Consider the following 12,223-nt stretch of genomic DNA (forward strand, 5'->3'; position numbering starts at 1 on the left):
TTTAGTGTCGGCTTTTACCACGGGAGCATTTTAGATTGATTCAGGGTATTAATCGTTCTGTAGTAAGACAACTCGATTATATTAATTGTGAAATTAATGTCTTTCAAAACTAGTGTATTAATTTGGTTCTCTCGCTTCCGTGGTACGGCCTCACCCCCAGCCCCTCTCCTACAGAGAGGGGGGCGCCTAACGGGGTGGGGCTTTTGTGTGAGACAGAGGAACATGGGATTTAGAGACGGAATGACAGAAGAACATATTATTTAATGACATAGGCTTTGAAGACAGAGTAACATACGAACACAAGGGGGTAGTAACATAGGTTTTGAAGACATAATGCTAGAAGAACATATTATTTAATGACATAGGCTTTGAAGACAGAGTAACATACGAACACAAGGGGGTAGTAACATAGGTTTTGAAGACATAATGCCAGAAGAACATATTATTTAATGACATAGGCTCTGAAGACAGAGTAACATACGAACACAAGGGGGTAGTAACATAGGTTTTAGGCGGAATGACATGAGAACATATTATTTAATGACACAGGATTTGAAGACATAGAAAGTTTATTTGTACCTTTGCGCCACTATAGAATGGTAATCTTTAGCAAATGACTTACGCAAATATCATCTTACCTTTGCCACTTGATGGCTATTTTACATATTGTGTACCTGATGACTTGGCTTCACGGGTGCAGAATGGGATGCGTGTTACAGTTCCGTTTGGTAAGAGTAAGACTTATGTGGGTATCGTTGCTGAATATCCTGTTGATGTTCCTAAGCCTGCAGAAGAGGTTGCACAGCAAGGGAAGAAGAAGATTGAATATAAGAACGTTGCTGATGTATTGGATGATAGCCCGATACTTCTTCTGCAGCAGTTGAGGCTTTGGAAATGGATAGCCGACTATTATATGTCGCCTATTGGAGACGTTTATAAAGCTGCCCTTCCTTCAGGTTTGAAGGCAGAAGATGGCTTTCGACCTCGCACGGAATTGTTTATTCGTTTGGCGGATAAGTATCGTGACGAACAAACGCTCACTCTTTTAATCAGTTCTATGAAGAGAGCTGTAAAGCAGTTGGATGTTCTTATGACTTATCTTAGATTGACGGGAGTTGATAATATAGAACATCTTTTGCCAGAAACAGAGCTTCGTGAGGTTACAAGAGAGGAACTTATGAATGAGTCTCATGCGTCAATAGCTGTCATTCGATCGCTTCAAGAAAAGATGATACTTGTTACTTATGAGAAGGAAGTGGGACGTCTTAATCATAATATTGCTCCTCATCCAGAGAAGATAAAGCCTTTGAACGAAGCACAAACCGAGGCTTACAATCATATTTTGGTGCAGATGATGGGGCATCCTGTGACTTTGTTACATGGAGTAACCTCTTCGGGTAAGACGGAAATATATATCCATTTAATCCAGAAAGCCATCAATGAGCATAAGCAAGTGCTTTACCTTCTTCCAGAAATAGCCCTTACTGTGCAGATAACAGAACGATTAAAAGCCGTGTTTGGCAATCGGTTGGGTATATATCATAGTAAGTATAGCGATGCCGAACGTGTGGAAATATGGAAGAAACAGCTTTCCTCCAATCCATACGATGTTATCCTTGGTGCGAGAAGTGCCGTTTTTCTTCCTTTTCATCGGCTTGATCTTGTCATAATAGACGAAGAGCATGAGCAAAGTTTTAAGCAGCAAGATCCTGCGCCACGCTATCATGCTCGCTCTGCAGCCATCGTATTGGCACAAATGTATGCTGGTGCGAAGACATTGTTGGGTACAGCAACTCCCTCAATGGAATCATATTATAATGCAAAACAAGGCAAGTATGGACTTGTGGAGCTAAGCCGTCGTTATAAAGATATTCAGTTACCATCAATAGAAGTGGTGGATATGAAAGATCTCTATCGTCGGAAGATGGTGTCAGGTCCTTTCTCTCCTCGCTTGTTGTCGGCTGTGCGTGGTGCTTTAGAGCGTGGGGAACAAGCAATCTTATTCCAGAATAGGCGTGGCTTCGCACCTATGATAGAATGTAGACAATGTGGTTGGGTACCGAAATGTCCTAATTGCGATATATCACTGACCTATCATAAGAGTATGAACTACCTAAGTTGCCATTATTGCGGATATACAATGAAGGTGCCCGAGGTATGTCCTTGTTGTGAAAGTAAGGATATTCGAGGACGTGGTTATGGTACGGAGAAGATAGAGGATGAGATTCGTTCCATCTTTCCAGAGGCTCGTATTGCACGAATGGACTTAGATACAACCCATACGCGCAATGCTTATGAGCGATTGATTAATGACTTCTCGACGGGCAAGAACAATCTTCTAATTGGTACGCAAATGGTTACTAAGGGATTAGACTTTGGTAAAGTCTCTGTTGTGGGCATACTAAATGCTGACTCAATGTTGAACTATCCAGACTTTAGAGCTTATGAGCAAGCCTTTATGATGATGAGTCAGGTGAGTGGTAGAGCCGGTAGAAAGGGAAAGAGGGGAGAGGTGATACTTCAAACCAAGACTCCTGATTTACCCGTTATCCAGTATGTTGTTCATAATGATTACCCGACATTCTTTAAGGAACTATTGGACGAGCGACGCGAATTTCATTATCCCCCGTTCTATCATCTGGTGTATGTCTACTTAAAGCATAGGGATGAGAACATTGTCAATACGGCTGGGGTAGAACTTGGAAGTAGGTTGCGTGATATCTTCGGGGCTCGTGTTCTTGGTCCTGATAAGCCTGCAGTAGCACGTGTGAAGACATTAAGTATTCGAAAGATAGTACTGAAATTAGAGAATGGTATTGATTATCCTCGTGTCCGCCAGTATCTTCGTGGAGCATTAGACGCCATGATGAAAGATAAGCGTTATGGTGCTTTGCAGGTGTATTATGATGTTGATCCGTTGTAAGGTGATATGGTTGTTTGCCTAGAAAGGATTACTTAATCGAAATAGGGATACAGCTCCTTAAAACCATTAACAATGTCTGTGATAAGCTGAGGATTCTTCTCCATCTCCTTTTTGTTTATTAGGAGGTAAGCACTCTTAGCAAGGTTATAATGGTGAGTATAATTTTCTGAATTAAAGAAAGTTTGCATATATCTACTATAAACACGGAATCTTTTGGTTTCTAATTCAGATTCTCCAATAGAGTTTGCACCGATAAACCCAAATGAAGATTTATCGTCTTTAGCTGCAACCTCTAACATAATCTTCATGCAAGTCTGTATACACTGTCTCGGCTCGTTAAGTCCAGTCATAACATTGTACTTCTTATCACTATCACGATGTGATTTCAGATGGAACTTAACAGCATAAAAATGTTCCTTATAAACTTCAACCCACACCCAATATGTCTGATGGGTTTTTGTCGATTTGAAAGAGTAAAGAAGCTTATATAATAAGAAACCTTGGGGTCCATCCCATGGCTCTTCTATTTTCTGTATATACCTGTAAGGATAATAGTCTAGTCCCATTTGTCAGCGATAATTAAGTGTGAAGATATGCATCAATTCTCATTCTTCTTGCTTCTTCTTTGGGAACACGGACAAAGCCATCTCCGCTGAAGAGAATCTCTCTTTCTTCTGCTGACAGATAACGTGCTATTCGTAACAAGTCTTCTTGTTTCTTCTTCTCTTGATGTGCTTGCTTGCGTGCAATCTTAGTTGCAAGTGCTGTGGTAGTTGTTCCCATATTGCTGAATATTTTCTGCTGCAAATATATGAATATTACTTGATATTTGCAAGTGTTTAAAAGGAAGTCTTTTCGAATCTTAATGAATTGAAGTGAAGGAAAAAATAAGGCGGAGATAAGTTGAAGTCATTCAATTATCTCCGCTTTGTGGTTAGATTAACTCGGTTGTGAGTTATTGTTTTTAGAAATCAATATCAAGTCCGACACCCAATACTTTATTCGTGCGGGTGAAGATATCTGTATTCTTGGTATTAATTACGATAGGTTGTACCTTTACAGAACCATCAGGTTGTGTGACTTGCTCTTTACCGACAGTAATTGCATCGTTGTATTCCTTCTTAAAGTTAGAATAGTTCGTAAAGAAGTAAGCAACGTTGAGGTGTGCATTCTTAGCAACTTTAATCTTTGCACCAAAGCCGAAGCTGTAACTGCTCGTAACGAAACTGAGATCAGTAAGATACTTACCATCGCCGAGTCCATACTTTGTGCGTTGTCCGCCAGCACTAACCGTCACTGCAGGAGTAATATCCCACTCAACACCAGCAAGGAATTCCTGTGTATTGTGCGCAAGGAGCTTCTGCTTATTATTTGCCATTCGTGCTTCTTTATCGAAGTAATAGTTGTAACCAGCCATAACGCGCAGGTTTTTCAATACTTCATATTGTGCGCCGAGAGAAAGAATACCAGGAATATCGTTAGGAGTTGTTACGCCATCTTCATAACTGTGCGTATCATCTGGGTTAGCCTTTGTCTCAACATTGAACTTAGTTGTGAACTCATAGCGAGCTGCAAGATTCCATTTTCCATTGTGATAATCAATGCCGAGGATAGGAGTAATACCCCAACCACGTTGGCTCACTTTTACATAACGATCCTTTACGAGTTCCTTACTGCTACTGAGTTTGTCGGCTCCAGCACTCACTAACATCGCTCCGTTACTAGCTTTCTCAGCACCCGCTGCATATTGATTTGCTGCAGCCCATAGTTGTGCCTTTGCTGTTGGATCTGTCGTTGCATTAGCTTGTGCCTGTAAAGCTGCGGCTTGCGTTCTAGCTGCAGTAGCTGCCGCCTGTAACGAAGTAGCTTTTTCGTTAAGAGCTTTTACCTTAGAATCGAAGTAATCGTATAGATTTTGATTGTTCCCACCAACATTTGCAGAGATGTTGGTAAGGTTTCCTTCGTATTTGTTATAAACATAATTGAATCGTGCACCCCCATAAACAGCAAGGTGATCATTGATTTTATATGCTGCACCGAGTTGCAAACCGAAATCGTATTGCTGTCCACTCATATAACTCTGCATACTATAAGCCGTTGCAGGCGTCTCCTTCTGATCAAGAAGTGCAGCGAAAGTTGGGAGTTTTTGGTTGATTAATGCAGGAAGAAGTGATACCTGGCGTTCGAAACTAGGGAGTCCCTCGTTGAAAGTTGCCTTTCCACCGCCACCTGTCAAGCCAAAACCAGCTTGAAAACTCCATTTATCCTTATTATAAGCTACTTGAAATGATGGAAGGATGGGCACAGAAGCCTTACCTTTATAAAACTTACTGCCATCTTCTTTTCCTCCATTGAGCTTGAAAGGTTTTGCAAACGGCTGCAATGCAGGTACTTGTTCAAATGCTGGAACAGAGAAAGATGATGTTATTTCACGTGTTTGATAAGCGTTTTGGAAGTTGAGAGATAGGTGGAATCCATTACTGAGAAATGCAACGCCGGCAGGATTAAAGTAAACTCCATCGATTCCAATCGCACCAACACGTGCAAAATTACGGTTGAAAGCAATGCTTTGATTGGTATTTGTGAGTAAACCTCCGGCTTGTGTTGTTGTAGTCATTGCTAACATTGTTGCAGCAATGATGATTTTTGAATACTTCATTGGTTGTTTGTTTGTATATAAAAAACCTATAAATTTGGTTGCAAAGTTATATATATTGTTCTAAACTTCCAAATCTTTCCTATCTTTTTCTCATTTCGTCTTAAAATGTGCATATATATGTTAAGTGCGAAAGTAAGGGAAGTTGTTTGTGAAATGATAGGTGCTTTTATAAGAATATACTTTACATTCTATTTTTTTATTCTAGCGTTTTATAGCAAAGTAACAAGCCAGAAAATGGTATTGATTGTAGGTTTTTGAAAAAAAGTAGTATCGTTTTGAGTGAAAAGTAGTATCGTTTTCATGAAAAAGTACTATCATTTTTGATGAAAGGTAGTATTGTTTTTTGCAAATAATACGATGATTTCGGTTAAAATTAAGTCTATTTTCACAAAATAAGTGGGTTCTTTCTCTTTATATTGTAAGTTGTTTTTATATAAAAGGTTGATTGTTAATGGGTTGTGCTTACTATACAAAAAGCCACCATAATTTGGATATTTGAGTCCAATTATGGTAGCTTTTCAGAATAACGTCAAAACGAGTGGCAGAATTAACAATATTCTATTACAAAATAGGATAGTTGTTTACGCCTTTAACGTTGGATATTGAATACGTGTATGATACATTGATTTGAGTCGTTCGATGAGTACAGCCTTTGCCGCAGTAATATCTCGGAAGGTGATTGGGCAGTCTGTAAAGTTTCCGTCAGCGACCTGCCCATCAATAAGTCTATTGACGAGTTCGCTGATACTATCCTCTGTATACTCCTTCAGCGATCTTGAAGCTGCCTCCACCGTATCACTCATCATGAGAATTGCTTGCTCTCGTGTGAACGGATTAGGTCCTGGATAACGGAAAAGATCCTCATTGACTTCCTCGTCAGGGTGCTCATTCTTGTAATGGATGTAGAAGTATTTTGCCATTCCAGCACCATGATGTGTGGTGATAAACTCTTTGATTTCCCTTGGGAGATTATATTTTTCTGCGAGTTTCAAGCCTTCGGTTACGTGACTGATAATAATGCGTGCACTCTCAAGATCCGTCAATTTATCGTGCGGATTAATACCCGCTTGATTTTCTGTGAAGAAAGCAGGGTTAAGCATTTTACCGATATCGTGATATAGTGCCCCTGTACGAACCAGTTGGCTCTTAGCTCCAATCCTGTTTGCTATTTCTGTTGCGAGATTTCCAACTGTGATTGAATGTTGGAAAGTACCAGGTGCAACCTCGCTCAATCGTCTTAGCAGTTCGTTATTCGTATTGGATAACTCGAACATCGTTACAGTGGAAACGAAACCGAACGTCTTCTCAATCACTAACATAAGCGGATAAGTAAAGAGAAGGAAGAAAGCATTGACCCCAAAGTGATAATACATTGTGTGGTCGAGCTTAGAGAGATCGTCGGCTTGGATGAGTTGTAAAGCTAAATACATAGCAGCAGAACCGATAGTAACCAATAAAGCCGTAAGGAAAATCTGACTACGTTTGGATAATTCTCTAAGAGAATAGATGGCAATCAAGCCTGCCACTAATTGTACGATAATAAATTCGTATTGATATTTCACGGCAACCGCACAGATAAGAATCATTGTTACGTGCGCTATGAAGGCTGTTCGTGAGTCCATAAACACTCGGAAAAAGATGGGCGCCATGGAGAAAGGCAGGATATAGACACTGAGAATGTTATGTTCCATCATTAGCGAAGTGAGGATAGGGAAGATGACTATCATCACATAAAGTAGTGATATGGAACGCGGCTTGTCGAAATAATCTTTGCGGAAGAGAGCGAGGTAAAGGGTGAATAATCCGATGAGAATTAAAACATAGATACTTTGCCCAATGATGGTTGATGTTATCTCTGCTTCGGATGCGTTACGCTTCTCCATAGCCTGCTCGAATGAATTGAGCACACGATACGTTTTTGCATCCACGATATCCCCTCGGTCGATGATTCTCTGTCCTTCCAATACCATTCCTGATGCTTGCGGAATGAGACTGAGCATATCATTCATCTCTGTCTCACTACGATCTTTATCATAAATAAGGTTTGGTTCAATGTATTCGTTTAGATTACATTGTTGTAAGATAGCACGTTTCGAACCTAAAGTAGGATTCACAAAGAGATGCTCATAAGCTCCGAGGGTTGAGAAGGTCTTATTGATTGGAACACTCACTGCTTGTTTACCAGTGACTACACGAATCACATTATCGCTATCTTTCACGAGTTTGGAATATTGCAGTGGGTCAATCACTCCTGCTTGATAAATATCATGCAAGTGTTGCGCAATGATTTCTACATACGATTGCGGTAATCCTGGAATACCATTCTTGTAAGCAGTCTTGAATTGTTCAATCTTCTTTGCTTCGATAGACGGATTAACGTTATAATACGGCTGGAAATGCTTCATCATCGAGTCACGTTCCGCCTTCAATGCTTCATCAGTCTTGAAGATTGGAAAGTCGAATTTGGCAATCAACTGCCCATACATCCATGGTTTCCCCTCATCATAATGGAAGAGTTTTCCCTTTGTTCGTGGTAAGAAAAGCACTATCATAACCACAGCAACAATGACCAATGCCGTTCTTGATGCTATATTCCGCCAATAGTGGTTTTCTAAGTTTCTGAATCTTATCATATTTCTATATTGTTTCTATTAACTTCTAAGGACTTGCGAAAATACTAAAAATATGGCGTATACTCAAAAAAAAGCATTAATTTTGCAGGAAAAATAATATTTAAGACAATGGCAGAGAGAAATGTAAGAGTACGTTTTGCACCTAGTCCAACGGGCGCATTGCATATTGGTGGTGTACGTACAGCATTGTATAATTATCTTTTCGCACGTCAGCATGGCGGTAAACTTATCTTCCGTATAGAGGATACAGACTCTAATCGCTTTGTTCCAGGAGCAGAAGAATATATCCTTGATTCGTTTAAATGGTTAGGAATAGAGTTTGATGAGGGCGTTAGCTTTGGAGGTGAGCATGGTCCTTATCGACAGAGTGAGCGTCGTGAAATCTATAAGAAGTATGTTAATCAGTTGTTAGAGGCTGGCAAAGCATACATTGCCTTTGATACTCCAGAGGAATTAGATGCTAAGCGCAAGGAGATTCAGAACTTCCAATACGACGCACATACTCGTCTTCAGATGCGCAACTCTTTGACCATGTCGAAAGAAGAGGTTGATAGCTTGATAGACGATGGTCAACAGTATGTTGTTCGCTTTAAGATAGAGCCGGGTGAGGAGATTCATGTCAATGATATGATTCGTGGTGATGTCTGCATTAAGAGTGATATCCTTGATGATAAGGTCTTGTATAAGAGCGCAGATGAGTTGCCTACTTACCACCTTGCTAACATCGTTGATGACCACTTAATGGAAATCTCTCATGTGATCCGTGGTGAAGAGTGGTTGCCAAGTGCTCCTTTGCATGTATTGCTCTATCGTGCCTTTGGTTGGGAAGATAGTATGCCACGTTTCGCACACCTTCCATTGTTATTGAAACCAGAAGGAAAGGGCAAGTTAAGTAAGCGTGATGGTGATCGTTTAGGCTTTCCTGTGTTCCCATTAGAGTGGCATGATCCTAAGACAGGAGAGGTTAGCTCAGGTTATCGTGAGAGTGGATATTTCCCAGAGGCAGTGGTTAACTTCTTAGCATTGTTAGGTTGGAATCCAGGAACCGAACAGGAACTCTTCTCTCTTGATGAGTTAGTAAAAGCATTCGATATAACGAAATGTTCAAAGAGCGGAGCTAAGTTTGATTATCAGAAGGGAATGTGGTTCAATCACGAGTATATCCTTCGTAAAAGCGATGACGAGATAGCAGAACTCTTTGCCCCTATCGTTGCTAATAATGGTGTTGAAGCTACGATGGAACAAGTAAGACAGGTTGTTCACATGATGAAGGATCGTGTTAGTTTCGTGAAAGAGCTTTGGGAACTTTGTTCTTTCTTCTTTATCGCTCCAACAAGTTATGATGAGAAGACGGTTAAGAAGCGTTGGAAGGAATATTCTGCACAGCAGATGACAGAATTGGCTGAGGTGCTTGAAGGTATAGACGACTTCTCCATTGAAGGTCAGGAACCTGTTGTGATGAAATGGGTAGAGGATAAAGGCTATAAGCTTGGCGATATAATGAATGCTTTCCGATTGACATTGGTTGGTATTGGTAAGGGACCTGGTATGTTTGATATCTCAGCTTTCCTTGGCAAAGCTGAAACCTTAAAACGTATGCGCAAGGCTATAGAAGTACTTGGTTAATGATAGAAATCGAATAGATGAAGTATCAGATAACATGTGATAATTGTGGTACACAATTTATAGTGGAAGCTAGTGAGGGGCAGACAATCGAATGTCAGTGCCCTCATTGTCGTGGAACGATGGAGGTAACATTACCTCTTATTAGTGCAGGACAGCAGTATCAACCACAGAATCAAGTGAATGCTAATGCACAAGTTCCACAAACGGCTCAAACAAACACGAAGAACAATCATGCCATCTTATGGGGTATCTTGATTGGTTTAGTTGTATTAGCGATAGGAATTGGTGCTTATGTTGCTTTCCGTCCAACACCACCAGCGGCAGTTGCTTCAGATAGCTTGTCTGTCGATACAATTCCTTATGAAGCGCCAGTCCAGAACACAGCTCCTCCTGTTGTTGATACAGTTGTTACTGCGCCAGAGCCAGCGGAGCCCGAGGAAGAAGCAACTCCTGCGCCCGAGGAAGAGAAACAGCAAGCTGATACCGCTGCTGTCGAAGAGGAACATCGGCAATAGGATTATGCAGACTTCCTATTAATAACGTAAATAAGAAATAAAGATACATGGGAAAGATTATTTTAACGGGTGACCGCCCAACTGGTAAGTTGCATCTTGGTCACTATGTGGGTTCACTTCGCCGTCGTGTGGAGTTACAGAACCTTGGCGACTACGATAAGATGTTTGTCTTCATGGCAGACGTACAGGCGTTGACAGATAATGCTGACAATCCAGAGAAGATTCGCCAGAACATTATTGAGGTGGCTTTGGATTATCTTTCTGCAGGACTTAGTCCAGAGAAATGTACGCTCTACATTCAGAGTCAGATTCCAGAATTGGCAGAACTGACCACATTCTTTATGAATCTTATCAGTGTAAGTCGTGTGCAGCGTAACCCTACTGTGAAGACTGAAATCAAGATGCGTAACTTTGAAGCCAATATTCCAATGGGGTTCTTTGCTTATCCTGTGTCTCAAGCTGCTGACATTGCCGCCTTCAAGGCAACTACCGTTCCTGCGGGTGAAGATCAAGAGCCAATGATTGAGGTGACACGCGAGATTGTACGTCGCTTCAATCAGATTTATGCACATGTATTAGTTGAACCAAATATCATGTTACCAGAGAATGCAACGGCTCGTCGCTTGCCTGGAACGGATGGAAAAGAGAAGATGAGTAAGAGCTTGGGTAATTGTATCTACCTGTCTGATGATGCTGATACGGTATGGAAGAAGGTGAAGACAATGTACACCGACCCAACTCACTTGAATGTTTCTGATCCTGGTCATGTTGAAGGTAACGCTGTGTTTACCTATCTTGATGCTTTCTCAACCGATGAAGATTTTGCTGAGTTCTGGCCAGAGTTCCAGAATCTTGACGAACTGAAAGCTGCTTATTCAGCTGGTGGTATCGGTGATATGAAGTGTAAGAAGCTCTTGAATAATGTGCTCAATAAGATACTTGACCCTATTCGTACTCGTCGCCATGAATACGAGCAAGACATTCCAGAGATCTATAACATCTTGAAGAAAGGATCTGTTGAGGCTCGTGAAGTAGCTGCAAAGACGATGGATGAAGTTCGTGCAGCTATGCAGATCAATTACTTCGAAGACACAGCTTTGATTCAGAGTCAGGCTGAGAAGTTCAGGAAGAAGTAAATCATAAAGTCAAAGAACGTTCTCCTTTTTTGTGAGAAGTTAAACTAATGATAGGGACGTGTTAGAGGTTTATTTAACCTTTGATGCGTTCCTTCTTTTTGGGGAACATCGTCTTGTGTAATTGGCGAGAGTCTTTCCTTGTGAATTGTTGATGTCCCCTTTGAGTGGAGAAGAATTATTAGGTTAACCAGTAATCATAATTTTGAACTCAGGATTTTGATTTATGTTTGATCTTGCCAATGCTAATCTTTTGTTCTACCAACGCTAATCTTTTGTTCTAATAACGCTAATCTTCAAGCATACGAACACTAACTTCTAAAACTTGAGAACACTAACTTCTAAACTTCTTGGGGCAATCTCGCTATCTGCACTCCTCCCCTCTCGGGGAGGTCGGGTGGGGCTGTTTCTTTCTGTTTGCAAAGGTAAGCAAGTTTATTCTGAAAACAATCGTTTTTCGGGGTACTGGAGTAATAAGTTCCGCAAACGCCATTGTAACTATCTGTTTTACAGAAAGATATGTATAGATAGAGAAAGCCTCCCCAAGCCCCTACAGCCTCCCCCGACCCCTCCGAAAGGAGGGGAGTGCCTATGCGCACACGAGGGATAAGGGGCAGGGCTCTTTATCTGATAGTTTTCTGCAAAATACTTGCGAACTTGCACTCCCCTCCTTTACTTCCCTTCGGTCAGTGACCGTTGGTTCGGAGGGGTCGGGGGAGGCTTTTTATTCCCAA

The 12,223-nt window shown here is 41.0% G+C and carries 8 protein-coding genes; 4 read left to right on the forward strand and 4 right to left on the reverse strand.

Annotation, left to right across the window (positions count from 1 at the left end):
* Nucleotides 1-613: 613 nt before the first annotated feature.
* Nucleotides 614-2,923 carry a primosomal protein N' gene (gene priA / locus O3603_RS00955; RefSeq protein WP_371519701.1) on the forward strand — a complete coding sequence of 770 codons (2,310 nt, stop codon included), beginning with the start codon at nt 614-616 and terminating at the stop codon, nt 2,921-2,923.
* Nucleotides 2,924-2,955: 32 nt separating this feature from the next.
* Here the strand turns inward: priA and O3603_RS00960 are convergent, their stop codons facing one another.
* The 4 genes from O3603_RS00960 to O3603_RS00975 all read right to left on the reverse strand — a co-directional run bounded on the left by O3603_RS00960 (nt 2,956) and on the right by O3603_RS00975 (nt 8,215).
* Nucleotides 2,956-3,489: a hypothetical protein gene (locus tag O3603_RS00960; protein WP_371519704.1), complete on the reverse strand. Its 534-nt coding sequence runs from the start codon at nt 3,487-3,489 to the stop codon at nt 2,956-2,958.
* A gap of 13 nt (nt 3,490-3,502) precedes the next feature.
* Nucleotides 3,503-3,706: a hypothetical protein gene (locus O3603_RS00965; RefSeq protein WP_371519707.1), complete on the reverse strand. Its 204-nt coding sequence runs from the start codon at nt 3,704-3,706 to the stop codon at nt 3,503-3,505.
* Nucleotides 3,707-3,887: 181 nt separating this feature from the next.
* Nucleotides 3,888-5,582 (reverse strand): hypothetical protein, encoded by a 1,695-nt coding sequence (locus O3603_RS00970; RefSeq protein ID WP_371519710.1) that lies wholly within the window; start codon nt 5,580-5,582, stop codon nt 3,888-3,890.
* Between the two features lie 581 nt (nt 5,583-6,163).
* Entirely contained in the window at nt 6,164-8,215 is a 2,052-nt protein-coding gene (locus O3603_RS00975) for an HD family phosphohydrolase (protein WP_371519713.1), read from the reverse strand.
* A gap of 108 nt (nt 8,216-8,323) precedes the next feature.
* On the opposite strand from O3603_RS00975, the gene gltX reads away from it, so the two are divergent.
* Genes gltX through trpS form a run of 3 tightly spaced genes read left to right on the forward strand, consistent with a single transcriptional unit; the run spans nt 8,324 to nt 11,492 of the window.
* Nucleotides 8,324-9,841, forward strand: coding sequence for a glutamate--tRNA ligase (gene gltX / locus O3603_RS00980; protein WP_004383937.1), 1,518 nt, complete (start codon nt 8,324-8,326; stop codon nt 9,839-9,841).
* A gap of 17 nt (nt 9,842-9,858) precedes the next feature.
* Nucleotides 9,859-10,356 carry a hypothetical protein gene (locus tag O3603_RS00985; RefSeq protein WP_371519716.1) on the forward strand — a complete coding sequence of 166 codons (498 nt, stop codon included), beginning with the start codon at nt 9,859-9,861 and terminating at the stop codon, nt 10,354-10,356.
* Between the two features lie 47 nt (nt 10,357-10,403).
* Nucleotides 10,404-11,492: a tryptophan--tRNA ligase gene (gene trpS, locus O3603_RS00990; protein ID WP_371519719.1), complete on the forward strand. Its 1,089-nt coding sequence runs from the start codon at nt 10,404-10,406 to the stop codon at nt 11,490-11,492.
* The last annotated feature ends 731 nt before the right edge of the window (nt 11,493-12,223 follow it).

The organism is Prevotella sp. 20925_1_30, from assembly GCF_041433025.1.
GTDB lineage: Bacteria > Bacteroidota > Bacteroidia > Bacteroidales > Bacteroidaceae > Prevotella > Prevotella vespertina.

Excerpts from the sequence above, each read along its gene's own strand:
- priA (WP_371519701.1), top strand. The coding sequence starts at position 614 with ATGACTTACGCAAATATCATCTTACCTTTGCCACTTGATGGCTATTTT.
- gltX (WP_004383937.1), top strand. The coding sequence starts at position 8,324 with ATGGCAGAGAGAAATGTAAGAGTACGTTTTGCACCTAGTCCAACGGGC.
- O3603_RS00965 (WP_371519707.1), bottom strand. The coding sequence starts at position 3,706 with ATGGGAACAACTACCACAGCACTTGCAACTAAGATTGCACGCAAGCAA.
- O3603_RS00975 (WP_371519713.1), bottom strand. The coding sequence starts at position 8,215 with ATGATAAGATTCAGAAACTTAGAAAACCACTATTGGCGGAATATAGCA.
- O3603_RS00960 (WP_371519704.1), bottom strand. The coding sequence starts at position 3,489 with ATGGGACTAGACTATTATCCTTACAGGTATATACAGAAAATAGAAGAG.
- O3603_RS00985 (WP_371519716.1), top strand. The coding sequence starts at position 9,859 with ATGAAGTATCAGATAACATGTGATAATTGTGGTACACAATTTATAGTG.
- O3603_RS00970 (WP_371519710.1), bottom strand. The coding sequence starts at position 5,582 with ATGAAGTATTCAAAAATCATCATTGCTGCAACAATGTTAGCAATGACT.
- trpS (WP_371519719.1), top strand. The coding sequence starts at position 10,404 with ATGGGAAAGATTATTTTAACGGGTGACCGCCCAACTGGTAAGTTGCAT.